The sequence below is a fragment of the Phytohabitans houttuyneae genome (genome assembly GCF_011764425.1).
GTDB lineage: Bacteria > Actinomycetota > Actinomycetes > Mycobacteriales > Micromonosporaceae > Phytohabitans > Phytohabitans houttuyneae.
In genome coordinates, this window is sequence record NZ_BLPF01000003.1 from 1,193,107 (window position 1) to 1,216,341 (window position 23,235).

The following is a 23,235-nucleotide window of genomic DNA, read 5'->3' on the forward strand; positions in this document are numbered from 1 at the left end:
GGGAACGCACCCCAAGAAAACGCTCCACGTTTCCCCGGGGCCCGCGCGACGGTCCGGACCACGGCGGACGCCGCGGTAGCCCGCTGTCTCAGGGGGTTGGGCCCGACCGCGCGGATTCAGTCCGCCACGGCGACCGGCGTCTTCTGGCTGAACGCGCACAGCCACCTGCCGCCGACCCGCACGTAGACCTCGCTGAGCCACTCGTCCGCCGTGTACGGCACGCCGTCCCACGTGCCGGAACTCGCCTTGCGGGCGGTGACGACGACGGCGTCGCCGGCCCGCGCGACCCGGTCGGCGCCCACCTGCTCCATCGTGTGGTGCACCAGGCGGCCGGACGCGATCCTGCCGATGATGTCCGACTTCGGGGTCGCGCCGTCCGGTCCGACGTACACCCAGTCGTCGGTCATGTCGGCGGCGACCAGCGCCGCGTCGTTGCCCACCAGCACGGCGTCCCGCTTCGCGGAGAACGCCCGCACCTCGTCCTCGACCATGATCTGCCCCCGTCCGTCGCGGCCGACTCAAGCACGGCCCGCCGGCGGCGGTCAACCGCGTTCGGGCAGTGGGTTTGGCACCCCTGGTTCGCGGAAAAGGATCGGATATGTCTGATGCGCAGAAGTCCGAGCCGGCACAGGAGCCGCCGGGCACCCTCGCGGCCATGCATCTCAAGCCCGACCACGGCGAACGGTCCTACCGCGGCTCCGGCCGCCTCGAAGGCAAGCGGACCGTGATCACCGGTGGCGACAGCGGCATCGGACGCGCGGTCGCGATCGCGTTCGCCCGGGAGGGCGCGGACGTGCTGATCTCGTACCTGGACGAGCACGGCGACGCGAAGGACACCGCCGCGCTGGTCGAGGAGGCCGGCCGCCGGGCGGTGCTCGTCGCCGGCGACCTCGCCGACCGGGAGCACTGCCAGACCGTGATCGACCGGGCGGTCGGCGAGCTGGGCGGGATCGACGTGCTGGTCAACAACGCCGCGTTCCAGATGACCCACGAGACGATCGAGGAGATCCCGGACGAGGAGTGGGTGCGCACCTTCGACATCAACATCACCGCGATGTTCCGGCTGGTCAAGGCCGCCCTGCCGCACATGGGCGCCGGAGGTTCGATCATCAACACCAGCTCGGTCAACTACGACATGCCCCGCCCGACGCTGCTGCCGTACGCGACGACCAAGGGCGCCATCGCCAACTTCACGGCCGGCCTCGCGCAGATGCTCGGCGAACGCCAGATCCGCGTCAACGCCGTCGCCCCCGGCCCCATCTGGACCCCGCTCATCCCGTCCACGATGCCGCCGGACCACGTCGCCACGTTCGGCGAGAACACGCCGCTCGGCCGTGCCGGCCAGCCCAAGGAGGTGGCGCCCGCGTACGTGCTGCTCGCCTCCGACGAGGCCGCATACATCTCCGGTGCCGTCGTACCCGTCACCGGCGGCAAACCCATCCTCTGACCCACCGGCCGCACCCTCGCGGCCCCGACGCGCGGAGGCCCGCCATGCCCGCAGGTTCAAGCCCGAAACGAGAACGGCAGTACGAGCACATCAAGGACAGCGCCAAGAAGCGCGGCGCGTCGACCAAGCGGGCCACGGAGATCGCCGCCCGCACCGTCAACAAGGAACGCGCCCGCGCCGGCGAGTCCCGCACCGCGAGCCGCACGTCCACACAGGACATATCGTCCAGCCGCCGCGGCGGCCAGCGCTCGCACTCCGGCGCGCAGGGGCGCACGAAGGAGCAGCTGTACAACGAGGCGAAGAAGCGCGGCATCCAGGGCCGATCCCGGATGACCAAGGCACAGCTCCAGCGCGCGCTGAGCTGAGCGTGGCCCGCGCCGTGCCACCCGGACCCGGCACGGGTACCGTGACAGATCAGTTCGGGTGGCAACGAAAGGAACAATCGGCGGTGACCAGGGTCCAGATGTCGCTGCGCCTGCCCCGCGACGTTCACGGCCTGGCACTGGTGCGGGCCGTCGCCGACCGGTTCCTCACGGCCTGCGGCGCCTCCGGCGACTGCCGCCAGGACCTGATCGCCGGCCTCGTCGAGGCATGCGGCAACGCGATCCGCCACGCTCTCAAGGTGGACGAGTACACGGTCATGCTCACCGTGGACGGCGAGTCGTGCGTGGTCGAGGTCAGCGACGAAGGCCTGGGCTTCGCGATGCACGGCCCGCCCGGCGCGCCGCCGCCGACCGCGGTCTCCGGCCGCGGCCTGTACATGATCGACCAGCTCGCCGACTGGCTCCAGGTGGACAGCCAGCCCGGCCGAGGCACCACTGTCCGGTTCGCGAAGTCGCTGGCTTGATGGCCGCCTTCCCGGTTCCGCCACCGGCCCGGTCCGGTGCCGCCGAGCCCGCTGCTGGCACTACGCTGTGGGCCGTGATCGAGGGCCACGACAGCGACGAACGGCTGCGCCGCATGGAGGCGCTCACCGACACGTCCCTGTCCCAGCTCGACCCGGACGACATGCTCGACGAGCTCCTCGACCGGACCCGCCGCGTGCTGGGCATGGACACGGCGGCGGTGCTGCTCGTCGACGTACACGCCCGGCAGCTCGTCGCGACCGCCGCCCGCGGCCTCGAGGAGGAGGTGCGGCAGGGCTTCCGCCTCTCGGTCGGCCGGGGGTTCGCCGGCCGCGTCGCCGCCGAGAAGCGGCCGGTCGCGCTGAACGACGTCAAGCCCGGCGACGTGGCCAACCCGCTGCTGCTGAGGGCGGGCATCCGGTCGCTGCTGGGCGTGCCGATGTTCGGCGCCGGCGAGGTCATCGGCGTCCTGCACGTCGGCTGCCGCAGCCCGCGCACCTTCACCGCCGACGACATCCGCCTGCTGCAGGTGGCCGCCGACCGCGCCGGCGTCGCCGCGCAGGCCCGCGCCACCACCATCGACCGGACCGCGGCGCTCGCCCTGCAACGCAGCCTGCTGCCCAGCCAACCCCCCGACCCGCCGGGCGTCGACATCGCCGCCCGCTACGTGCCCGGTCACGACGCCGGCGTCGGCGGCGACTGGTACGACGTCTTCTCCCTGCCCGCCGGCGGCCTCGGCATCGTGGTCGGCGACGTCTCCGGACACGGCCTCGCCGCCGCCGTGGTGATGGGCCGCCTGCGCAGCGCACTGCGCGCGTACACGCTGGTCACCGACAACCCGGCGCAGGCGCTGAGCATGCTGGACCGCAAGGTGCACCACTTCGAGGCGGGCAGCCTCGCGACGGTCCTGTACGCCACGATCAGCCCCGACCGCACCACGATGCAGATCTCCCTGGCCGGCCACCTGCGCCCGATGCTCGCGCTCCCGGGCCAGGACGCGGTCATCCCCGACATCCCGGTGGACCCGCCCCTCGGCCTGGCCGGCCACCACCCGGCACGCCGGCACACCGAGATCGCCTTCCCGCCCGGCGCGGTCCTGGTCTGCTACACCGACGGCCTCGTCGAACGCCGCCACGAGATCATCGACACTGGCATCGAACGCCTCCGCAAGGCCATCATCGCCGCCCCCGCCGAGCAGGTCTGCGCGACGGCGATGTCCGCACTGGCCGAGGAACGCCCGGCCGACGACATCGCGATGCTCGCGATCCGCAACACCGCGGGCTGACCACAGGCGTTATCTGCCCCGGTCCGCGTCAGCGGGGGACCGCTTGCTCCCGCGGGCACCGCTCCGGTCGGCGGCTCGCCAGGGCTCGCCGAAAGCCCCGACCTCCGCTGCCAGGTCCGCGATTCAAGCCCGGCTTCCGCAGATCTAGGAAAGTTGGTGTCGTTATGGCGTTCCTCGACTTTCGGAGTTTTCGTCGTCTGGGGTCCTTTCGCGGTCAGGGTGAGCCTTCCAAAGTCCGACCTTGAGTTAGATGTGAACTGTCGCTATGCCCGTGGTTGCCGCCTAACCCTCTGCGGTCGCCCACCTCAGCCCAGGAGCCCGCTCCGGCAGATCTCAACCCCGCCAGCCGGCGGATGTCTCGCAAGGCCTTTGTTGGCAGCATGTAGCAGCAATGCTGCAAACGGATGCAGATTCGATACATTTTCAGCGGCTGTAGAGAAATGGAACTGGGATGCGGGGGATGGTTAGAAGCGCCAAGGACGCTCCAGGTGCCGGTCGGCGCCGATTTCATCGGCTTTCGGTGGCCGCCTCTCTGCTCATCGCGTCGGTAGCGGTACTCTTCATTGTCGTTGCCTCTCCTCTGGCATTGGGGCTTATCGCGCCGAGGAGTGACAACTGGGTGACCCTCTCAAACGTCGGTCAGGCATACGGTGCAGTGTCCGCACTTCTGTCTGCCCTGGCGCTTTTCGGCGTCATGGTCTCGCTGGCGTTTCAGTGGCGGCAGAACCAGATCGCGCTCAACCTGGCCGTCCGGGAGCAGCAGCGAGCACTGGTGGAGATGGGAATCTCAAATCCCGAGCTGCTCTACTCCAAGATCAGGGACGTCGAGGAAAAAGACCTTCCCATGACGCAGTACGCGAATCTTTGGATGTCGCATTGGAAGCTTTTGTGGGATATGCGCAACATACACGAACCGCATGTTTCTCACCTGGCGTACGAGCTTTTCAAGAACGACGTCGCATACGCCTGGTGGGAAAAGGTCGGTACGCATTGGAATATCGACGGGTCGCGCCGCGACAGAAAGTTCATGGAAGTTGTCATGGAGGCGCATCGGGAAGCATCAGAGCATCAGCGGTAGAGGTGGTTTGGCCGCCGCCAGTCCCGGAGCGCCGGCCGGGCGCGTAACGCGCGCCCGGCCCTTCGCTCTCAGGTCTCGCGGTCGGTCAGCGGGAGCAGGTCGGGTAGAAGCTCGGAAGGGGCGTGCCGCCCTCGACCAGCATGCCGAACGTCGTCGACGCGCCCGGTGCCAGCGTCCCGTTGTACGAGGCGTTGCGGACCGTGACCGTCGTGCCGCTGGTCTCCACCACGCCGCCCCAGGCGGCGACGATCCGCTGGTTGCCGGGCCACTGCCAGGTCGTGCGCCAGCTGGGCAGGGTTTCGGTGCCGGTGCTGCGTACCGTGACCGTGGCGATGAAGCCGGTGCTCCAGGTGTTGTTGATGACGGCCGTCGCCGTGCAGGCCTGGGTCGGGGCCGTGCGCGCGGTGCCGATCGGGTACGGGACCTGGCGGCCGTCGGCGCCGAAGCGGAACCAGTACGGGGTGTCCGGGGTCAGGCCGCTGAAGGTGACCGTGCCGGAGCGTTCGGGGCCGGAGACGATCTCGGCCAGCGGGTTCTGCCAGAGCTGGGCGTCCTCCTGGCTGGCGAAGAGGACGACGGTGACCGGCGGGTTGTAGCCGCACGGTGGGGTCAGGAAGGTCGCATAGGTGATGGTCACGCTCGTGGCGGTGACCGCGGTGGCGGCGCCGGTGATCGGCAGGACCGGCGGGCAGGTCGGCGTCGGCCTGGGGGTCGCGGTCGGTGACGGGCTCTCGGTGGCCGTCAATGTCGTGGGGGAGGCGCCGGCGCTGCCCATGCCGGCGGCGACGAGACCGGTCAGGGCGACGGTCGCGCCGGCGAGTACAACGCTGATCCTGTAGAGCATCCGGGTCTCCTTAGCGGCCTGTCGCCCTGTATCGACGAGGAACGATACTTCGAAGGTTACCAATGGATTCGCGGTCGAAGAATGCGCCGGTTTGGCAGCCGGTCCTATATGGAGCAAAGTCGTCCAGTGCGGTAATGGCGACCAACACGGTGCAAAACTCGCGCGGTGAAAGAAGTTTGAAAGGGCTCTGTGCTTGGATGTCCGGCGATGCGCGCACCGGCGTGGGGACGGACTCGCGGAGGTGGTCGACCGACTACCTGCCTACCGCCGTGTCGTGGATCCTGACCCACACGCTGCGGGGTGTGCGGCGGACCGGGCAGCTGCCGGTCGGCACCGAGCATGTGGTGCGGCTCCTGCTCCGCGTCTGCCCGGTGGGCCTCGCCGCACGGGGCCAGACCCGGCGCGGTGTCGCGGCCGCCGTGGCGCGGTGGCGGCCGGACGGCGGGGTGGAGCGGCCGGACGGTGAGGGCCTGTGGGAGCTGACCGACGCGGCGACCGCGGACCTGCGGGAGGCGACCTCGCGGCTGGTCACGCCGCGGGAGGGTACGCCGGAGCGGCTGCGCGAGCTGTGGACCGGCGAGCTGGTGGCGGCGGTCCGTCGCGCCGCCGCGCTGGCCGGTGCGGAGGGCGTGTGGCGGCCGCACGCGGTACACCTGCTGCGGGCCGTCCTCGCGGACGAGGCCAGCCGGGGGGTCCGGGCGTTGGCCAGCGCGGGCGTCGGCACCCGGTTCGCCGGGCTGGACATCCCGGACGACCTGCCGCCGCGCGAGGCGCTTCCGGACACCGCCGTCGTGCCGTACCTCGACCGGCGCGGCTGGATCCGCCCGCACGCCGCGCCGCCCTACCGCACCGGTGTCGTCGGGCGGCTGCGGTGGCGGTGGGCGGCCCTGCGCGACGACCCGCGGGTGCGCCCGATGGCGACGGACATCCTGCTGGGCGTGTACCAGGAGGCGATCCGCAACGCGGTGCGGCTCGGGCACCGCGCCACCACCTCCGCGCACGTGGTGGTCGGGCTCGCCGCCCTCGAACATCACCTGTCCACCACCGGCCAGCAGCTGCGGAGCCGGGCCGCCTCGCTGGACGCGGCCGGGCGGCTGCTGCGCGAGCACGGCATCGACTACCGCGCGGCGTACGAGACGGCGGCTCTCACCTGCGCGGACCTCGCCACCACCGGGGAACGGTGGCCGCGGATCGACGGCGACGTCGAGCGCCGCACGTGGCAGCTGTGGCAGCGGCTGGACGCGGCCGGCCTGCCGTACGCGGGGACGACGGCCGTCCTGCACGCGCACCTCGCCGGCCCCGAAGGTTCGGCCGCGGCGGTCGTGCGGGCGCTCGGCGTGTCGCCGTCCGCGCTCGAAAGCACGGCGCTGCGCCACCTGTACGGCGCCGGACCGCGACGCGGCGCGCGGTAGACCGCGCTCCCTACCGGCCGGGCTGCTGCCGTCCGCCGCTGGTCACCGGGGGCGGCGGCGCGGTGGGCGGCGGGTCGGACCATCTGTCCACCATGTACAGCACGAGCGCGGCCACCAGCAGCCCGGGCAGCACCAGCGCGGTGACCGCGGCGTGTGAGGGCGGGTCGATCAGCGGGGCGTAGTGCAGGGCGAGCAGCAGCAGGGTCGGCGCGAGGCCGATCGACCACGCCGCCACGTAGAGGCCGATCCGGTCGGGGCCGGCGCCCAGCCCGACCAGCCGGCGGACCAGGACGAGCAGGAACAGCAGCCCGAGCGACACCGCGACGGCGGTGTGCGGCGTGGTGAGCAGCAGCGCGAAGAACGGGCCGTAGAGCAGCAGGACGCAGATCGCGACGGACAGGCGGGCGCCGTCGAGCTCCTCAGCGCGGGTCATCGCCGGTACCCGCATTGTGGACCGTGGCGAGCTCGGCGAGGCCGGAGATGGTCAGCACCGGGCCGAGGCGGGGGTTGGCGACGAGCGTGAGGCCGTCGGCGTGGGCGAAGAGGACGGCCAGGCCGGCGCTGTCGAGGTACTCCACGGCGGACATGTCGACCACGACCGGCGCGGGCGCGCGGTCCAGGGCGTCGGCGAGCGCGCCGGCGTTGCTCATGTCGATCTCGCCGGTGACGGTCAGGACGGTGGCGCCGTCCGCGTCCCGGCTGGGAGTGATGGCAAGCGGTGCGCTCATCCTGCGATCCTCACTTCCATGTCGACGGTGGTGCCGCCCGGGCTGGCGTCGATGGCTACCCGGTCCATCATCGCGCGCATCAGCTTCAGGCCCCGCCCGCGGTAGGCGTCCGGCTCGGGTGCCGGTGTCTTCCACTCGCCGCTGTCGGCGACGGCCAGGTGCAGGCGCCGCGCGTACGCCTCCGCCCGCACCCGGATCGGACCGCCGGGCGCGTGGCGGTGGCCGTGCTCGATCGCGTTGGCGCACGCCTCGCCCGCGGCGACGAGCACGTTCTGCGCGGTGAGCGCGGAGACGTCGCACTGCTCCAGCCACTGCCGCAGCACCCCGCGCACCGGCGCGAGCTGGCCCGGCTCGGCGGAGAAGGTCAGGTCGACCGGGCCCGGGCGGCGGTAGAGCAGGACGGCGACGTCGTCGTCGTACCCGTCGCCGGTGACCAGCCGCGACATGATGCCCGTGGCCAGCTCCGCCAGGCCGCCGTCCGCGCCGTCCCGGACCGCGCTGGCGGCCAGGTGGATGCCGTCGGTGAGCGGCCGGCGGCGCCGCTCGATGAGGCCGTCGGTGTAGAGCAGCATGGTGGCGCGGGCCGGTACGGCGTGCTCGGCCTGGCCGCGGGCCCGGCCCGGCCGCACCGCGAGGGGCAGCGAACGGCCGCCGTCCAGCAGCAGCGGGCTGCCGTCGGCGAGGGCGAGGATGCCCGGCGGATGCCCGGCGCTGGCGTAGGTCAGGTGCCCGGTCGCCGGGTCGAGGACACCGCAGAAGACGGTGGTGCAGGCGGCGCCCGGCACCCCGGCGGCGAAATGGTCCATCGTCATCAGCGTGCGGGCCGGGCTGTGGTCCTGCAGCAGCAGCGCGCGGCAGGCGCTGCGCAGCTGGCCCATCACGGCCGCGGCCGCGAGCCCGCGGCCGACGCAGTCGCCGACGACGATGCCGATGCGGCCGTCGGTCAGCGGGATGATGTCGTACCAGTCGCCGCCCACCTCCAGCGGGCGGGCGGCCGGCTCGTACCGGACGGCGAAACCGGGCGGCAGCGTGGACGGCCCGAGGATCGAGCGCTGCAACGCGATCGCGGTCTCCCGCTGCTGGTCGATCTGCTGAGCGCGGGCCAGCCCCTGTGCCAGGTGCCCGGCCAGCAGCGACAGCAGCAGCAGGTCGTCGCCGCTGAACGGGCGCGACGGGCCGAGGTCCAGGCGGAGTACCAGGGTCCCGTCCGGGTGTTCCAGCGCGATGCCGGCGGCGTCCCCGTCGAGCGTCGCCGCGGTCAGCGTCGGGCCGTCGCGCAGCGCGACCAGCGCCGCCCGGTCGGCCTCGGCGAGGTCGCCCCACTCGGCCGCCCGCCCGGCGACGGCGGTCAGCGCCGGCACCGAGCCGGCGCGGAAGACCACCGCCGACACGCCCGCGGCGGACCACAGCTCCCGCAGCTCCTCCAGCGCGCCGGACAGCGCCTCGTCGAGCGTCGCGGCGCCGGACAGCCGCACGCTGAGCGCGGCCAGGGCCGACTCCCGCTGGATCGCGTAGTGGTCGGCGGTGACGTCGCGGAACGTGCCGACCACGACGCCCTGGCGGGTGTCCGGGTCGCGGACCCGGTTGAACGTGGCGCTCACCCAGAGCCGGTGCCCGTCGCGGTGGGTGACCGGCACGGTGCCGCTGCCCTCGGCCTCCGCGAGCATCGTCGCGAAAGCCCGCTCGACCCGCCGGCGGGCCTCCGGGTCGGCGGCGGCGTCCGGCCACCACGGGTGGACCGGCTCGTACGGCAGGTCCTCCGGGCCGTACCCGAGGATCTCGGTGAACGCCGCGTTGATCTCGACCACCGCGCCCCGCTCGTCGCAGACGAAGAACGCCTCCTGCATCGAGTCGACAAGCGCGGTCCGCCAGCGGGCGTGGTGGTTGCGCAGCCGGGCCAGCTGCACGTTCGCCCGCACCCGGGCCAGCAGCTCGGCGGCCGCGAACGGCTTGACCAGGTAGTCGTCGGCGCCGGCCTGCAGGCCCTCGATGGACGCCTCCTGCCCGGCCCGCGCGGACAGCAGCAGCACCGGGACGGCGGCGGTGCGGTGGTCGGCACGCAGCGCGCCCACCAGCGACAGCCCGTCGCGGTTGGGCATCATCACGTCGCTGACCAGCAGGTCGGGTGCGGACGCGCGGACCGCCTCCAGCGCCTGCTGCCCGTCGGCCACCGCCACGACCTGGTAGCCGGCGGTGGTCAGCAGGCGGGTCAGGTACTCCCGCATGTCCGCGTTGTCGTCGGCCACGACGAGCGTGCCCTCGCCCGCCCGGGTGACCACCTCGGACCCGGGTCCGCCGTCCTCGCCGTCGGGCAGCCAGCGCAGCGCCTCCTGCACGTACGGGTCGGCGGTGGCGGAGACAGCGGTAGTCCCCGCGGCGGCGGCGACCGACTCCTCCGGCAGGTGGGCGTGGCCGTACGGCAGGCGGATGGAGAACCGGGTGCCCCGCCCCTCGACGCTGTCCGCGGTGATCGTGCCGCCGTGCAGGGTCACCAGCTCCTGCACCAGCGCCAGGCCGATGCCGCTGCCCTCGTTGGAGCGGGAGCGGGCGTTTTCCACGCGGTGGAACCGCTCGAACAGCCGCGGCAGCTGGTCGGCGGCCACGCCGGTGCCGGTGTCGGCGACGGTCACCACCGCCTCCCGGTCGCCGGCCCGCACGCTCACGCCGATGGTGCCTTCGAAGGTGAACTTGAGCGCGTTGCTGAGCAGGTTGAGGACGACCTTCTCCCACATGGCGAGGTCGAGGTACACCGGGCGGTCCAGCGGCGGGCAGTCGACGGCGAGGACCAGCCCGGCCCGCTCGACCGCGGAGCGGAACACGCTGGCCAGCTCGGCGGTGACGGCCGCGAGGTCGACCGGCTCGAACCGGGCCTGCATGCGGCCGGCCTCGATGCGGGAGAAGTCGAGCAGCGTGTTGACGAGCTTGCCCAGCCGCAGCCCGCTGCGGTGGATCACCTCCAGCTCGTCGCGCACACCCTGGTCTGCGCCGGCCAGCCGGCCGCGCAGCTCCTCCACCGGCCCCATGATCAATGTCAGCGGGGTGCGGAACTCGTGGCTGATGTTGGAGAAGAACGCGGTCTTCGCGCGGTCGAGCTCGGCCAGCTCCTCGGCCCGCCGCTGCTGCGCCTGGTAGCTGCGGGCGCTGGAGATCTCGGCCGCCAGGTGACCGGCGACCAGCTCGATGAAGGCGCGGTAGCCGTCGTCCAGCGGCCGGTACCGGTTGAGCGCCGTGACCAGGAACCCGTTGGGGCCGCCGCCCTGCTGCGCCAGCGGCACGACGAGGGCCCGCTCCGGCGGGCCGGGCAGGTCGCCGGCCGGCAGCCCGGTGAACGGCGGCCGGTCGAGCTCGACGAGCACCGTCTCGCCCTTGGCCAGCGCGGCGCTCGGCCAGACCTCGGCCGCGCTGTCGAGCGGCAGGGTCGCCGGGGCGGCCGGGTGCCCGGCCGGTATGCCGGTCGTGGCCGCCAGCCGGGCCACGCCGTCCTGGTACAGGTAGGTCAGCGTGAAGGGCAGGTCGCGGCGGTTGCGGCCGAGCTGGTGGCTGGCGCTTTCGAGGAGCTCCCGCTCGGTGCGCACCGCGCTGGGGTCCGAGCCCAGGTCGCGCAGCGTCGCCAGGCGGCGCTCGCCGATGACCCGCTTGGTGTCCTCGCTGACCACGCAGAGCATGCCGACCGGCACGCCGCCGTCGTCGCGCAGCGGGCTGTACGAGAACGTGTGGTAGGTCTCCTCCGGGTAGCCGGACCGCTCCAGGAACAGCAGCAGCGCCTCGTCCCAGGTCGCCTGCCCGGCGGACAGGACGGTGTCGATCCGCGGGCCGATGTCGGGCCAGATCTCCGCCCACACCTCACGCGCCGGCCGGCCCAGCGCCCACGGGTACTTGCGGGCGAGGGTGTCGCGCCGGTAGGCGGCGTTGCAGAAGAACGTCAGCTCCGGGCCCCACGCCATCCACATCGAAAACCGCGACGAGAGCAGGATGCTGACCGCCGTGCGCAGGCTCTGCGGCCAGCTCTCGGGTGGCCCCAGCGGCGTCGCCGCCCAGTCGACCGCCGCGAGGTCCCGCCCGACCTCCGGGTCGGCGCTGAACACGCCGAGGCCAGCCACCGGCATCCCCCAGCCACACCCTTCGTGGGACCGGTCCGCCGACCCCAGATCATTTTGCACCCTCTCCCTGGCTGCGCTCTGGACGAGCGGTACCCGTACGTTTGCGACCCGCCGCGTCGTGGTAACCGTCGCGGGAGGGGAAACGGATGTCTTGCTTCCCACCAGCCACTCGGCTCACACCCGCTGCGCGCAGTGGAGGGCGGTGGACGCGGTGACCGCCACCCTGGCGCCCGCCCGCCGCGCCACGGTCCGCCCGATGGACGCCGGCGACCTGCCGTTCGTGGCCCGGCTGCACCGCAGGTACCTGCCGGAGGGCTTCTTCGTCCGGCTCGGCGACGCGTTCCTGCGCAGCTACTACCGGTCGTACCTGACCAGCCCCGCGTCGGTGGCGCTGATCGGCGAGGTGGACGGCGTGCGCGCCGGCTTCCTGGTGGGCACCGTCGACCACGGCACGTACGCGCGGCACGTCGGCCGCCACCACCGGGCCAAGCTGCTCGCCGCTGGCGTGTGGGCGCTGCTGCGCCGCCCGGGGCTGGCCCGCACGCTGGTCGCCGGCCGGCTCGCCGGGTACCGCGCGACGCTGCGCCGCGCCCGCGCACGTCCGGCCGCCGTCGACCGGCCCACCCGCTTCGGCGTGCTCAGCCACCTGGCGGTGGAGAAGGCGATGCGGCGCAGCGGGCTCGGCCGCGCGATGGTCCAGTCGTACGCGGGGATCGCGCTGCTGCACGGCACGCGCCGGCTGCGCCTTGTCGCCCGCGCCGAGAGTTCCGCCGCCCGCGGCCTGTACCTCAGTCTCGGCTGGCTGCCCGGCGAGGAGTACCGCGACGGCGACGGCGTGCGCTGGACACCGTTCACCCGCGAGCTCTGAGCGCCTACCCGGGGTTGAGTAGCGGCACTCACGTGGCAGCCGCCCGCCTGCGGCATATTGCTCGGGTGCCCCTTATTCGACGGATCGCTCCCGCGCGGGACCTGGCGGCGGTGCTGGCCGGGGTGAGCGGCTGCCTGCTGCTCGTGATCTGGGCCTCGCCGCGGTACAACAGCGGGCTGCCGCCCCTGCTCACCGCCGCGGCGCCCGGCGAGATCCGCGGCGCGGGCTGGTGGTTCGTCCTGGCACCGATCGCGGCGACGGTCGTGGGACTGTCCACGTTGCGCTGGTGGCCGTACCTGTTGCTCGCCGCCGCGCTGCTCGCCGTGCCGGGGGTGGCGGCGCAGGCGGTGGGCGTGACGTACCCGCTTCCGGTGCACGTCGCCGCCTCGGCCGGGTACCCCTCGCGGTCGTGGGAGTGCTGGCCTGTGCACAAGGTCTGGTCCGGGTCGCGGCCGGCTGGGGCGCGGCGGTCGCCGGCCTCACCGTCGGCGCGCAGCTGTTCGGCACCGCCCTGTCCGGGCCGGGGTGGCTGCTCACCAACGCGTCGCTGCCGACGTGGCACGTCCTGCTGCTGGTCGCCGCACTCGGCGGGGCGCTTCCGGCCGCCTGGTACGCCCGCCGCGGCGACCCCGACGCCGCCGGCCCCGCACCCTGGTCGTGGCGGCGGATCCGCCTGGTGGTGGCCGGCGGGCTGGCGATGTGCGTGAGCATCCCGCTGTCGTTCCTCACCGTCGAGCGGCTCTCGTCGCTGCTCGACGTCTCCTGGTCCGCGCTGTACCGGCACGGCTACGCGGTCACCGCCATCGCCGGCGCGGTAACGCTGGTCGCCGCGACCGTGCTCGCCGCGTTCGGCGGGGTGTGGACGCTCGCCGGTTCGCTGACCGCCGCGACGGCGCGGGTCGCCCTCGTCGCGCCGATGATCCTCGCGATCGCCGCGCTGTTCTCGACCGGCGCGGCGGGCCCGGTGGGCGCCCTGGCCGGCGTCGCGGCCGGCGCGGTGGCGGCTGCGAGCCGGTGGCGGGTGCCGCTGGCCGCCGTGCTGTCGGTTCTCGGCGCGATCACGCTGTTCATCGCGCACGCGGCGACCACCGGCCACCCCGAGAAGCTGGCCGAACCGGGCAACACGACCCCGGCGCTGCTCGTGCTCGTGCTGATCACCGCGGCGGCCACGGCGGTCGTCGGCGCCACCGCACCGGCGCTCGCCCCGCGCGGTGCCGTGCCCGCCGCGCTCGGCCCGCTGTCCGCGGTGCTCGCCGTGGGCGGCCTGCAGACGGTGGCGGCCACGTACCTGCAGGACGGGCTGCCCGTCTCGTCGTACCTGAACCCGGTCTTCCACCTGACCACCTCGGCGGTGCTGCTGCTGGTGGTGGCGGCGGCGATCGGCGGGCTCGGCTTCGCGCAGATGCTCGCCACCCGCCGCGCCGAACGCCGGCACGCCGAGCAGATCCGCCGGGAGGCGGCCGCCGCGGAACGGGACCGGCTGGCCCGCCCCATCCACGACGGCGTGCTGCAGGTGCTGGCGCTGGTGCAGCGGCACGGCGCCGACCTGGGCGGGCAGGGCGGCGAGCTGGCGTCGCTCGCCGCCGAGCAGGAGGCGGCGCTGCGCACGCTGCTCAGCGGGCAGGCCGCCGGCGCGCCGCCCGGTGGGCAGGCCGCCGGCGAGAACGTGGGCGCGGCGCTGCGGGCGCTGGCCTCCGCGACGGTCGAGGTCGCGGCGCCGGCCCAGGCCGTCGTGCTGCCCGCCGGCACCGCCGCCGAGCTGGTGGCCGCGGTGCGGGCCGCGCTGGACAACGTCCGCCGCCACGCCGGGCCCGCGGCCCGCGCCTGGGTGCTGCTGGAGGACGAGGGAGACGCGGTACGGGTGACCGTCCGCGACGACGGCGCCGGGTTCGCCGAGGAGCGGCTCGCCGAGGCGGCCGCCGCCGGGCGGCTCGGCGTGGCCCAGTCGATGCGCGGCCGGATCGCCGACCTCGGCGGCACGACGGCCATCCACAGCGCGCCGGGCGAGGGCACCGAGGTCGAGTTCTGGCTGCCGCGCTGACAAGGGCTTCCCGGGGGTACCGCCACGCTGCGAGAATGCCGGCATGGACGACACGGAGCTGGGCACGGCGGACACCCCGCGCATCGACCGGCGCGCCTTCTTCGGCCGCGCACTGCTCGCCACCGGCGCGGCGGTCGGCCTGCTGGGTCTCACCGGCTGCCCGGGCGGCGGCGATGGCGACGACGACGATGACGACGACGGCGGGGACGACGACTGACAGGTCTTGGTCCGCTCCCGCGCTCGCGACCGCGGCCTCACCCGCCGCACGGGTGAGGCCGCGCGGGGAGAGCTACGACCGGCTCGGTGCGTACGACAGGCGGGGGATGCGGCGGTGCAGCCAGCGGGGCAGCCACCAGTTCGCCCGGCCGAGCAGCGTCATCAGGGCCGGCACCAGCAGCAGGCGGACCACCGTGGCGTCGAGCAGGACGGCGGTCGCCAGGCCCAGGCCCAGCATGCGGGCGAAGGGTGACGGGTTGGCCACGAAGGCGAGGAACACCGCCGCCATGATGAGCGCGGCGGACGTGATGACGCGGCCGGTGGCGGCGATGCCGCGGGCGACCGAGGCCACCGTGTCGCCGCTGGCGTCGTAGGCCTCGCGGATCCGGGACAGCAGGAAGACCTCGTAGTCCATCGACAGTCCGAAGAGGACGGCGAAGAAGATGGTCGGCAGCGGCGAGGGGACGATGAGCGTCTCCTCCAGGCCGAGCAGGCTCTTGCCCCAGCCCCACTGGAAGACCGCGACCATCACGCCGTAGGCGCCGCCGATCGAGAGCAGGTTCATCAGGACCGCCTTGAGCGGCACCACCACCGAGCGGAACACCAGCATCAGCAGCAGGAACGACGCGGCCAGGATGGCGCCGACGAAGACCGGCAGCATGCGACCGAGGTGCCGGCTGAGGTCGTCGGTCATCGCGGTGAGGCCGGAGACGGCGGCGTTGGCGGGTACCAGGTCGCGGACCCGTTCCAGCGTCGCGGACGTGGCCTCCTCGCCGGGCGCCGTGGTCGTGGTGACGCGCAGGACCGCGGTGTCGCCGGCGGGGGAGGTGAGCGGCGCGCCGACCGAGGCGACGCCGGGGTCGGCGGCGATCCGGCCGGACAGCGCGGCCACGTCGCCGGCCGTGGCGCCGGGGGCGCGCAGGTCGACGACCACCAGCACCGGGCCGTTGACACCCGGGCCGAAGCCCTCGGCCAGCAGGTCGTAGGCCCGCCGGTGGCTGAGGCTCGTCGCGTCGTCGCCGGCGTCGGGGAAGCCGGTCTTCATCCACAGCGCGGGCGCGGCCAGGGCGAGCAGCAGTGCCGTGGCGGCGAGCAGGTACGCCCACGGGCGGCCGGAGACGTGACGGGCCAGGCGGTGCCACCCGGCGCCGGGCTCGCGGCGGCGGCGCAGCGGGAGCCGGCCGCGGTCGATGCGGTCGCCGAGCAGCGCGAGCAGCGCGGGCAGCAGGGTGAGGGCGGCGAGGGCGGCGGCGACCACGACCAGCGCGGTGCTGAGCCCGGTCGAGGTGAGAAAGCCCATGCCGGTCAGGGCCAGCGCCGACATCGCCACGACGATGGTGCCGCTGGCGAACAGGACCGCCGACCCGGCCGAGCCCATCGCGTCCGCGAGGGCGGTGCGGTTGTCGGGGGCGGTGGCGCGGTTCTCCCGGTACCGGGCGGTGATGAACAGGGCGTAGTCGATGCCCACGCCGAGCCCGATCATCGCGGCGATCGTCGGTGCGACGGTGGAGACCTCGGTGGCGCTGGCCAGCAGTGCGATGCCGCTGACGCCGGCGGCGACCACGACCAGCGCGAGCACGATCGGCAGCAGGGCGGCCACCACCGTGCCGAACGCGACGAGCAGCACCACCAGGGCGGCCACGATGCCGGCCAGCTCCGCGCCCGAGGACGGCGTCTCGGCGTTGATGAACGCGGCGTCGCCGCCGAGCTCCGCCGCCAGGCCGCCGCGGCGGGCCGGTTCCAGGGCGCCGTCGATCGCGTCGAACGGTGCCGCGCCGAGCCGCATCGCCGGCGTGTCGAAGCTGATCTCGGCGTACCCGATGCGGCCGTCGGCCGAGACGGTGCCGGCGGTGAACGGGTCGGCGACCGCGGTGACCCGTTCGGTGGCCGCGATCCGCGCCACGGCGGCCTCGATGCCGGCCCGGTGCGCGTCCAGGCGCTGCCCGTCCGGCGCGGCGAACACGGCGAGCGCGCTGCCGCCGGCGGCCTCGGGGAAGCGTTCCTCGAGCAGCTCCATGGCCTGCTCGCTCTGGCTGCCGGGCGCGACGAAGTCGTCGGCGAACGCGCCGCCGGCGGTACCGGCCAGCGCGATGACTGCGGTCGCGGCGACCAGCCAGGCGGCGATCGTGAGCCAGGGACGGCGGGCGCTGGCCGTGCCGAGGCGGCGGGTGAAGGCGTTCATGGCGCACATCGTGGGCGCCGGCGGCGGGTCCGGTCTCCCGGCGGAGGGCGGTCACACCGTTCCCCCGGCGGGCGGGTGGCCGGCTCGGCTCCTCCGCCCGGCGGCGGAGGCGGGCCCCGCTCGCGGGCGGATGACGGCACCGCGGGGGCTGGCCTACCGTGAGCGCGCGGGTACATCTCGGCGAGCGGGAGCGAACGATGGAGCGGACGCGTGGCCTCCACGGCCCGTTCGCGCGGTGGCCGAGGGCCGCCGACGCGGTCCTCGCCGCCGTGCTGCTCGTGCCCACGGTGTGGGTGACCGACGGCCCCCGCGACACGATCGTCACGCGGGACGTCACCGGGATACCCGTGCCCGTCTTCGCCGTCTTCGTGCTCACCGGCCTCGCCTTCACCCAGCGCCGCCGGCACCCGATCGCGGTCCTCGGCGTGGTGGTGGCGAGCTGGGCGGTGTTGCTGCCGACCGGGGAGTACGACACCGGCCTTTTCACGATCTTCGCGCTCTACAGCGCCGGCCGGTACGCGGCCACCGCGCGCGCGGGGCAGGTCGGCCTCGCCGCCGCGATCACGGTGCTCACCGCCGAAGGGCTCATCCGGTCCAGCCCGTGGGGGGACACCGTCACCGGCGTCGTGATCATGTTCCTCGTCTGGTACGTCGGGCGGCGCCTGCTGCTGCGTGCCGAACGCGCCGCCCAGCGGCTGCGCCAGCAGGCCGCGGAGGCGCGGCGGATCGTCACCGAGGAGCGCACGCACATCGCCCGCGAGCTGCACGACGTGGTCGCCCACCAGGTGAGCATGATGACGGTGCAGGCGGGTGCCGCGCAGGCGGTCGTCGCCGCCGACCCCGAACGCGCCCGCGAGGCGATGGCCGCCGTCGAGCGGGCCGGCCGGCAGGCGCTGGACGAGCTGCGGCACCTGCTCGGCGTGCTCCGCCCGGAGACGGACCGCGGCGGCCTCGGGCCCCAGCCCGGCCTCGCCGACCTGCCCCGGCTCGTCACCCAGCTCACCGCGGCGGGGCTCGACGTCGAGGTCACCGACCGGCTGCGGACGCCGCTGCCGACGCGGGTGCAGCTGTCGGCGTACCGGATCGTGCAGGAGGCGCTGACAAACGTGCTCAAGCACGGCGGGCCCGGCACCCGCACCGAGGTGCACCTGCGGGAGGAGGGCGCGGACCTGGTCATCGAGGTACTCGACCACGCGCCGCCCGCCTCGACCCGCCCGCGTACGCCGGGGCATGGGATCATCGGCATGCGCGAGCGGGCCACCCTTCTCGGCGGGAGCCTTTCGACCGGCCCGCGCCCGGAAGGCGGCTTCCGCGTCACCGCCCGCCTTCCGCTGACCGGAGAGGCATCATGACGATCAGCGTCGTCGTCGCCGACGACCAGGCGTTGGTACGCGGCGGCTTCGCCATGATCCTGGGAGCGCACGCCGACATCGCGGTGGTGGCGGAGGCGGGCACCGGCGTCGAGGCGATCGAGGCGGCGCACCGCCACCACCCGGACGTCATCCTCATGGACATCCGCATGCCGGAGCTCGACGGCCTGGAGGCGACGGCCCGGATCCTGCGCGAGGCCGACTGGCCGGTGCGGATCCTGATCCTCACCACGTTCGACCCGGACGAGTACGTGTACCAGGCCCTGCGCTGCGGTGCCAGCGGCTTCGTCCTCAAGGACATCCCGCCGCACGAGCTCGCCGCCGCGGTGCGCACGATCGCGGACGGCGGCGCGCTGATCGCCCCGTCGATCACCCGCCGCCTGATCGGCCGCTTCGCCGCGCGCCCGGGCGTCAACGCCGCCGTCGCCGAACGCCTGGGCCGGCTCACCGACCGGGAGCGCGACATCGTCGCGGCCGTCGCGCGGGGCGCCAACAACACGGAGATCGCCGAGCAGCTCTACATCGGGCCGGCGACCGTGAAGTCGCACGTGTCGAGCATCCTCACCAAACTGGGGCTGCGTGACCGCGCCCAGATCGTCGTGTTCGCCTACGAGAGCGCGCTCGTCGAGCCCGGCACCCACGACATCGGGCACTGACCGGGCGCTCAGCGCAGGTAGGCGAGCCCGGGGTGGTGCCCCGCGTACGCGTCGAGCAGCCGCCGCGCGACGGTGACGGAGTCGACCAGCGGGTGCAGCGCGAGCGCGCGCAGCGCCGCGTCCCGCGAGCCGGTCGCCGCCGCCTCGATCGCCGCCCGCTCCACCGCCTTGACCGCGCAGACCAGCGCGGCGGCGTGCCCGGGCAGCGGGGCGACCGCGAGCGGGCGGGCGCCGGCGGCGTCGACCGCGCACGGCACCTCGACCACCGCGCCGGCGTCGAGGATCCCGAGCGTGTCGCGGTTGCGGACGTTGAGGATCAGCGTGGCCCGCTCGTCGTGCGCGATGGCGTGCATGAGCGCGAGCGCCACGTGCTCGTACCCGCCGCCGTCGAGGTCGGCCGCGTCCCGCTCGCCGCCGCCGGTGGCGGCCCGGCTGTCCGCGCCGTACGTCCGCTCGCGCTCCAGGCGGGCCCGCTCCCAGGCGGCCAGCGCCGGGCCGTCGCCGCCGTAGAAGCGCTCCTGCTGCGCCACCAGCAGCGCGCCGCGGGTCGGCTCGGCGGCCATCGCCTCGCGGGTGAAGTAGTAGTAGTGCAGGTACTCGTTCGGCACCGCGCCGAGCACGCGCAGCCAGTCGCCGCCGAAGACCCGCCCCTCCTCGAACGAGGCGAGCGCCGCCGGGTCGGCCAGCAGCCGGGGCAGGTGGTCGGCGCCTCCCGCGTGCACGCCGCGCAGCCAGCCCAGGTGGTTGAGGCCGGCGTAGTCGAGGCGGGCGTCGGCCGGATCGAGGCCGAGCGCCCGCACCACGCGGCGGCCCAGCCCGACCGGCGAGTCGCAGATGCCGATCACCCGGTCGCCGAGGTGCGCCGCCATCGCCTCGGTCACCGCGCCGGCCGGGTTGGTGAAGTTGATGACCCACGCCTCGGGTGCCAGGGCGGCGACGCGGCGGGCGATGTGGGTGGCGACCGGGAGGGTGCGCAGCGCGTACGCGACGCCGCCCGCGCCGACCGTCTCCTGGCCGAGCACGCCGTGCGCGAACGCGATCCGCTCGTCGGCCGCGCGGCCGGCCATGCCGCCGACGCGGATCGCGGAGAAGACGAACGTGGCGCCGCGCAGGGCCGCGTCGAGGTCGGTGGTGGCGGTGACCCGGGGCGGGTCGGCGACCCCCTCGGCCTGTGCGGCGAGGACCCGCCGGATCGCCTCCAGCCGGTCAGCCGCGACGTCGTGCAGGACGACGTCGGTGACCCGGCCCGGCCGCCGGTCGCCGAGCAGGGCCTGGTGCACCAGCGGCACCCGGAAACCACCGCCGCCGAGGATGGTCAGCCGCACCGCGTGATCCTATCCGTCGGGTGCGGCGTCCACAGTGGATGACGGGGTGGACGCCACGCCGGTCGGCCGGCGGGAGCTCCACAGCTCGCGGGCCACGATCTGGACGATGCCGGCGACCGGGATGGCCAGCAGCGCGCCGAGGATGCCGGCCAGCTCCACCGCGAGCAGGATCGCGATGAGCACGGTCAGCGGGTTCAGCCGGACCGTCCGGGAGAAGATCAGCGGCTGCAGCAGGTGGTTCTCCAGCTGCTGGTACGCGACGAAGAAGATCAACAGGACGATGCCGGCGGTGACCGAGGTGGTGAAGCCGGCGAGGATCGCCACGACCGCGCCGAGGGTCGCGCCGACGAGCGGGATGAGGTCGGCGATGCCGACGAAGAGCGCGATCAGCCCGGCGAACGGCACGCCCAGGATCAGCAGCACCACGTACGTGAGCGTGCCGCAGATGAAGCTGATCAGCAGGTTGCCGGTGATGTAGCCGGTGATGGTCCGGGCGCACGCCGCGCCGACCCGCCCGATCCGCTCGGCCACGTGCGGCGCGAACAGGCCGAGGACGCCCTCGCGGATCCTGGGTGCCTCGAGCACCATCAGGTACGCGAGCACGAAGACGGTCACGGCGCCCGCCACGGCCGTCGCCGCCCCGGTGACGAACGCGAGGGCCGGCGTGCCGAGCCCGGACACGTGCTCGCGGATCTGGTCGGAGTGGCGCTCGACGTAGTCCAGCACGTGGAACCGCTCCGCCAGGCGGCCGACCGGCCCGCGCCCGGCCCGGACGTCGGCGGCGAGCTGCGGCAGCTGGTCGTACAGCTGGGCGCCCTCGCGGACCAGCGGCACCACGAGCAGCGCCACGAGGCCGCCGATCAGCAGGACGATGGCGAGGAAGACCAGCAGCGTCGCCAGCCACCGCCGGCGCCAGGCGAGCCGGCGCTGGGTCCAGTCGACGGCGGGGTTGAGGGCGACGGCGAAGAACCCGGCGACCGCGATCCACACCAGGACGCGGGCGGTGCGCATGACGAGGATGACGAGCAGCGCGGTCGCCAGCACCAGCCCGATGACGATCAGCGTGCGGCGGGCCGTGGTGCGCGTGTCGGCGGAGGCCATGCCCCGCGTGATACCCGGGTTCGGCCGTTTCTACTGCAGGTCAGCCGCGGGCGGCTCGGCCTACAGCGCGATCTTGGCGCGGGAGGCGGCCAGGCGGCGGGCGCCCGGCATGTGCGAGGTGAACATCCACGAACCGGCGGCGCAGCGGCGGCAGGCGCGTGCCGTGCCGACCCGCTGCCGGAACCCGTGCGGGTCGACGACCAGCAGGTGGTGGCGCTCCTCGAGCGTGTGCCCGCAACGGCGGCAGACGCCGAGGTCGACCTGGCTCGTGGTGTACGCGTAGTGGCGCTCCGCGTACCGCACCTGCTCGGCCAGGACGCCCTTGACCTTGAGGTCTGGGTTGCGCGGCGGGCCGCCGAGCAGCCCGCCCAGCACGGAGTGGGAGACCGCGTCGGCGCCGCCGGCGAGCGGGTGGAAGACGCGGCGGATGCGGGAGAACGCGTCGCCGGAGTGGGCGGCCAGCCAGACGTCGTCGGCCTCCGTGCGCCACGGCTCCCAGCCGCTCCAGCCAGCCACGCATTCGACGATACGACTCGATGGGCGCTTTGGCGACGGAAGCGTTGACGCGCTAACTCTAGCTATATAGAGCTAGCGCATGACTCGTGTCCGGCGACCGTCGGCGCAGGCCACCGCGGTGGTTCTGGCGCTGGCTGACCGCCTGGCGGTATGGCTACGACCTGTGCAAAGGGCTCGGCATCGCGCCCGGCTCGCTGTACCCGATCCTGGTGCGGCTCGCCGACCGGGGGCTGCGGGAGACCGGCTGGGCCTGCTCTTCGCCGGCGACGGCGGCCCGGTGGGCGTCACCCTGGCCGACGCGGTCGCGATCCTCTGCTTCATCGCGCTCGTTGGTCTGCCGTGTGCCGTGTTCGGCGCCGCGGTGGGCGCCTACCACACCGCGGCGCCAGGCCCGACCGGGCGCCGTGCCAGCGCGGCCGTCAACGGGCACGTTTGAGGCTGATGGCCCCGGGCAACAGTGACCTCACCGATGGTGAGGAGTGAGCCAGGATGTCCGAAGCCGCGCGCGAACCGGGTACCGGTGAGCTCGTCCGGCAGGCGGCCGAGCAGATCTCCCGCCTGGTCCGCGACGAGCTCGCGCTGGCCCGGGAGGAGATGGTCCGCAAGAGCAAGCGGGCCGGCGTCGGAGCCGGGCTGCTCGGCGCGGGCGGGGTGGTCGCCCTCTTCGGCGTGGCCGCGCTGCTCGCCGCCGCCGTCCTCGGCCTGGCCGAAGGGCTGCCGGCATGGCTGTCCGCCCTGATCGTGGCGGTCGCGCTGTTCGCCGTGGCCGGCGTGCTGGCCCTGGCCGGCCGCCGACAGGTCGAGCGGGGCGTCCCGCCGGTGCCGGCCGAGGCGGCACGGAGCGTGCGGGCGGACATCGACGAGGTCAAGGGAAGGGCAAAGCGATGAGCAGCAAGAAACAGTCGGCGGAGCCGGAGGAGCTGCGCGCCGACATCGAACGCACCCGTGAGGACCTGGGCGACACCGTTTCGGCGCTCGCCGGGAAGGCCGACGTGAAGGCGCGTACCAAGGAAGCCGTCGCGGACGCCAAGGACCGCGTCGGCGAGCGTGCGGGGGAGGTCACGGACACCGTGCGCCGCCGCCCCGTCCCGGTGGCCGCCGCGGCCGGCGGCGCGCTCGCGGCCGTGGGCGCCGTGCTGGTGGTCCGCCGCAGGCGGGCCCGCGCGAAGCAGCGCTGGTGGCGCCGGTCGCGCTGAGCGGCTCGCCGTAGACCGTCAGAAG

At 74.1% G+C, this 23,235-nt stretch carries 24 protein-coding genes; 14 read left to right on the plus strand and 10 right to left on the minus strand.

Going from position 1 to position 23,235, the window contains the following annotated elements; all coding sequences use genetic code 11:
• Positions 1–116: 116 nt before the first annotated feature.
• Positions 117–491, minus strand: a complete 375-nt coding sequence (locus tag Phou_RS40360) for a nuclear transport factor 2 family protein (RefSeq protein ID WP_173067745.1) — start codon at positions 489–491, stop codon at positions 117–119.
• 107 nt (positions 492–598) lie between these two features.
• On the opposite strand from Phou_RS40360, the gene Phou_RS40365 reads away from it, so the two are divergent.
• From Phou_RS40365 to Phou_RS40385, 5 genes are all read left to right on the plus strand, one after another.
• A complete protein-coding gene (locus Phou_RS40365; RefSeq protein ID WP_173067748.1) occupies positions 599–1,447 on the plus strand; it encodes a glucose 1-dehydrogenase in 849 nt (282 codons plus the stop codon).
• A 44-nt stretch (positions 1,448–1,491) separates the two neighbouring features.
• Positions 1,492–1,812 (plus strand): plasmid stabilization protein, encoded by a 321-nt coding sequence (locus Phou_RS40370; RefSeq protein WP_173067751.1) that lies wholly within the window; start codon positions 1,492–1,494, stop codon positions 1,810–1,812.
• 83 nt (positions 1,813–1,895) lie between these two features.
• On the plus strand, positions 1,896–2,294 hold the full coding sequence (locus Phou_RS40375; RefSeq protein WP_173067754.1) for an ATP-binding protein: 399 nt from the start codon (positions 1,896–1,898) through the stop codon (positions 2,292–2,294).
• A 74-nt stretch (positions 2,295–2,368) separates the two neighbouring features.
• On the plus strand, positions 2,369–3,577 hold the full coding sequence (locus tag Phou_RS40380; RefSeq protein WP_246274280.1) for a PP2C family protein-serine/threonine phosphatase: 1,209 nt from the start codon (positions 2,369–2,371) through the stop codon (positions 3,575–3,577).
• Between the two features lie 520 nt (positions 3,578–4,097).
• Positions 4,098–4,655 (plus strand): DUF6082 family protein, encoded by a 558-nt coding sequence (locus Phou_RS40385; protein WP_173067760.1) that lies wholly within the window; start codon positions 4,098–4,100, stop codon positions 4,653–4,655.
• Positions 4,656–4,740: 85 nt separating this feature from the next.
• Here Phou_RS40385 and Phou_RS40390 read toward each other — a convergent pair whose 3' ends face one another.
• Entirely contained in the window at positions 4,741–5,499 is a 759-nt protein-coding gene (locus tag Phou_RS40390; RefSeq protein ID WP_173067763.1) for a cellulose binding domain-containing protein, read from the minus strand.
• A gap of 197 nt (positions 5,500–5,696) precedes the next feature.
• Here Phou_RS40390 and Phou_RS40395 point away from each other — a divergent pair, with 197 nt between their 5' ends.
• Positions 5,697–6,911, plus strand: coding sequence for a Clp protease N-terminal domain-containing protein (locus Phou_RS40395; protein ID WP_173067767.1), 1,215 nt, complete (start codon positions 5,697–5,699; stop codon positions 6,909–6,911).
• A 10-nt stretch (positions 6,912–6,921) separates the two neighbouring features.
• Here Phou_RS40395 and Phou_RS40400 read toward each other — a convergent pair whose 3' ends face one another.
• Genes Phou_RS40400 through Phou_RS40410 form a run of 3 tightly spaced genes read right to left on the minus strand, consistent with a single transcriptional unit; the run spans position 6,922 to position 11,745 of the window.
• A complete protein-coding gene (locus tag Phou_RS40400) occupies positions 6,922–7,344 on the minus strand; it encodes a hypothetical protein (RefSeq protein ID WP_173067770.1) in 423 nt (140 codons plus the stop codon).
• The gene (locus tag Phou_RS40405; RefSeq protein WP_173067773.1) at positions 7,331–7,639 is read right to left on the minus strand and encodes an STAS domain-containing protein; all 309 of its coding nucleotides are present in this window, start codon (positions 7,637–7,639) and stop codon (positions 7,331–7,333) included. The genes Phou_RS40400 and Phou_RS40405 overlap by 14 nt, the downstream gene beginning before the upstream one ends.
• On the minus strand, positions 7,636–11,745 hold the full coding sequence (locus tag Phou_RS40410) for a SpoIIE family protein phosphatase (protein ID WP_173067776.1): 4,110 nt from the start codon (positions 11,743–11,745) through the stop codon (positions 7,636–7,638). The genes Phou_RS40405 and Phou_RS40410 overlap by 4 nt, the downstream gene beginning before the upstream one ends.
• A gap of 205 nt (positions 11,746–11,950) precedes the next feature.
• Here Phou_RS40410 and Phou_RS40415 point away from each other — a divergent pair, with 205 nt between their 5' ends.
• The gene (locus Phou_RS40415) at positions 11,951–12,607 is read left to right on the plus strand and encodes a GNAT family N-acetyltransferase (protein ID WP_173067779.1); all 657 of its coding nucleotides are present in this window, start codon (positions 11,951–11,953) and stop codon (positions 12,605–12,607) included.
• Positions 12,608–12,635: 28 nt separating this feature from the next.
• Here Phou_RS40415 and Phou_RS40420 read toward each other — a convergent pair whose 3' ends face one another.
• A complete protein-coding gene (locus tag Phou_RS40420) occupies positions 12,636–13,040 on the minus strand; it encodes a hypothetical protein (RefSeq protein ID WP_173067782.1) in 405 nt (134 codons plus the stop codon).
• Here Phou_RS40420 and Phou_RS40425 point away from each other — a divergent pair.
• Both Phou_RS40425 and Phou_RS40430 read left to right on the plus strand, forming a co-directional pair.
• Positions 13,017–14,648 carry a sensor histidine kinase gene (locus tag Phou_RS40425; RefSeq protein WP_246274282.1) on the plus strand — a complete coding sequence of 544 codons (1,632 nt, stop codon included), beginning with the start codon at positions 13,017–13,019 and terminating at the stop codon, positions 14,646–14,648. The two genes, Phou_RS40420 and Phou_RS40425, sit on opposite strands and share 24 nt — an antisense overlap.
• Before the next feature lie 43 nt (positions 14,649–14,691).
• Positions 14,692–14,865 (plus strand): hypothetical protein, encoded by a 174-nt coding sequence (locus tag Phou_RS40430; protein ID WP_173067785.1) that lies wholly within the window; start codon positions 14,692–14,694, stop codon positions 14,863–14,865.
• A 72-nt stretch (positions 14,866–14,937) separates the two neighbouring features.
• On the opposite strand, the gene Phou_RS40435 is transcribed toward Phou_RS40430, so the two are convergent.
• Positions 14,938–17,046, minus strand: coding sequence for an MMPL family transporter (locus tag Phou_RS40435; RefSeq protein ID WP_173067788.1), 2,109 nt, complete (start codon positions 17,044–17,046; stop codon positions 14,938–14,940).
• A 197-nt stretch (positions 17,047–17,243) separates the two neighbouring features.
• Between Phou_RS40435 and Phou_RS40440 the strand changes: the two genes are divergently transcribed.
• Together Phou_RS40440 and Phou_RS40445 are read left to right on the plus strand one after the other, a co-directional pair.
• Positions 17,244–18,398, plus strand: a complete 1,155-nt coding sequence (locus Phou_RS40440; protein ID WP_173067790.1) for a sensor histidine kinase — start codon at positions 17,244–17,246, stop codon at positions 18,396–18,398.
• On the plus strand, positions 18,395–19,072 hold the full coding sequence (locus Phou_RS40445; protein ID WP_173067793.1) for a response regulator transcription factor: 678 nt from the start codon (positions 18,395–18,397) through the stop codon (positions 19,070–19,072). The genes Phou_RS40440 and Phou_RS40445 overlap by 4 nt, the downstream gene beginning before the upstream one ends.
• Before the next feature lie 8 nt (positions 19,073–19,080).
• On the opposite strand, the gene Phou_RS40450 is transcribed toward Phou_RS40445, so the two are convergent.
• From Phou_RS40450 to Phou_RS40460, 3 genes are read right to left on the minus strand one after another with little or no spacing between them, the layout of a single operon-like run.
• Positions 19,081–20,397: a 6-phospho-beta-glucosidase gene (locus Phou_RS40450; protein ID WP_173067796.1), complete on the minus strand. Its 1,317-nt coding sequence runs from the start codon at positions 20,395–20,397 to the stop codon at positions 19,081–19,083.
• A 9-nt stretch (positions 20,398–20,406) separates the two neighbouring features.
• Entirely contained in the window at positions 20,407–21,498 is a 1,092-nt protein-coding gene (locus tag Phou_RS40455; RefSeq protein WP_173067799.1) for an AI-2E family transporter, read from the minus strand.
• 60 nt (positions 21,499–21,558) lie between these two features.
• The gene (locus Phou_RS40460) at positions 21,559–22,014 is read right to left on the minus strand and encodes a hypothetical protein (RefSeq protein WP_173067804.1); all 456 of its coding nucleotides are present in this window, start codon (positions 22,012–22,014) and stop codon (positions 21,559–21,561) included.
• Positions 22,015–22,291: 277 nt separating this feature from the next.
• On the opposite strand from Phou_RS40460, the gene Phou_RS40465 reads away from it, so the two are divergent.
• Genes Phou_RS40465 through Phou_RS40475 form a run of 3 tightly spaced genes read left to right on the plus strand, consistent with a single transcriptional unit; the run spans position 22,292 to position 23,210 of the window.
• Positions 22,292–22,450 carry a hypothetical protein gene (locus Phou_RS40465; RefSeq protein ID WP_173067807.1) on the plus strand — a complete coding sequence of 53 codons (159 nt, stop codon included), beginning with the start codon at positions 22,292–22,294 and terminating at the stop codon, positions 22,448–22,450.
• 53 nt (positions 22,451–22,503) lie between these two features.
• Complete coding sequence (locus Phou_RS40470) at positions 22,504–22,902, plus strand: phage holin family protein (RefSeq protein WP_173067810.1); 399 nt, start codon at positions 22,504–22,506, stop codon at positions 22,900–22,902.
• Complete coding sequence (locus Phou_RS40475; RefSeq protein WP_173067813.1) at positions 22,899–23,210, plus strand: DUF3618 domain-containing protein; 312 nt, start codon at positions 22,899–22,901, stop codon at positions 23,208–23,210. Before Phou_RS40470 ends, Phou_RS40475 begins: the two co-directional genes overlap by 4 nt.
• Positions 23,211–23,235 lie beyond the last annotated feature (25 nt).

Excerpts from the sequence above, each read along its gene's own strand:
- Phou_RS40360 (WP_173067745.1), bottom strand. The coding sequence starts at position 491 with ATGGTCGAGGACGAGGTGCGGGCGTTCTCCGCGAAGCGGGACGCCGTG.
- Phou_RS40365 (WP_173067748.1), top strand. The coding sequence starts at position 599 with ATGTCTGATGCGCAGAAGTCCGAGCCGGCACAGGAGCCGCCGGGCACC.
- Phou_RS40370 (WP_173067751.1), top strand. The coding sequence starts at position 1,492 with ATGCCCGCAGGTTCAAGCCCGAAACGAGAACGGCAGTACGAGCACATC.
- Phou_RS40390 (WP_173067763.1), bottom strand. The coding sequence starts at position 5,499 with ATGCTCTACAGGATCAGCGTTGTACTCGCCGGCGCGACCGTCGCCCTG.
- Phou_RS40395 (WP_173067767.1), top strand. The coding sequence starts at position 5,697 with ATGTCCGGCGATGCGCGCACCGGCGTGGGGACGGACTCGCGGAGGTGG.
- Phou_RS40400 (WP_173067770.1), bottom strand. The coding sequence starts at position 7,344 with ATGACCCGCGCTGAGGAGCTCGACGGCGCCCGCCTGTCCGTCGCGATC.
- Phou_RS40405 (WP_173067773.1), bottom strand. The coding sequence starts at position 7,639 with ATGAGCGCACCGCTTGCCATCACTCCCAGCCGGGACGCGGACGGCGCC.
- Phou_RS40410 (WP_173067776.1), bottom strand. The coding sequence starts at position 11,745 with ATGCCGGTGGCTGGCCTCGGCGTGTTCAGCGCCGACCCGGAGGTCGGG.
- Phou_RS40430 (WP_173067785.1), top strand. The coding sequence starts at position 14,692 with ATGGACGACACGGAGCTGGGCACGGCGGACACCCCGCGCATCGACCGG.
- Phou_RS40435 (WP_173067788.1), bottom strand. The coding sequence starts at position 17,046 with ATGAACGCCTTCACCCGCCGCCTCGGCACGGCCAGCGCCCGCCGTCCC.
- Phou_RS40440 (WP_173067790.1), top strand. The coding sequence starts at position 17,244 with ATGGAGCGGACGCGTGGCCTCCACGGCCCGTTCGCGCGGTGGCCGAGG.
- Phou_RS40445 (WP_173067793.1), top strand. The coding sequence starts at position 18,395 with ATGACGATCAGCGTCGTCGTCGCCGACGACCAGGCGTTGGTACGCGGC.
- Phou_RS40455 (WP_173067799.1), bottom strand. The coding sequence starts at position 21,498 with ATGGCCTCCGCCGACACGCGCACCACGGCCCGCCGCACGCTGATCGTC.
- Phou_RS40470 (WP_173067810.1), top strand. The coding sequence starts at position 22,504 with ATGTCCGAAGCCGCGCGCGAACCGGGTACCGGTGAGCTCGTCCGGCAG.
- Phou_RS40475 (WP_173067813.1), top strand. The coding sequence starts at position 22,899 with ATGAGCAGCAAGAAACAGTCGGCGGAGCCGGAGGAGCTGCGCGCCGAC.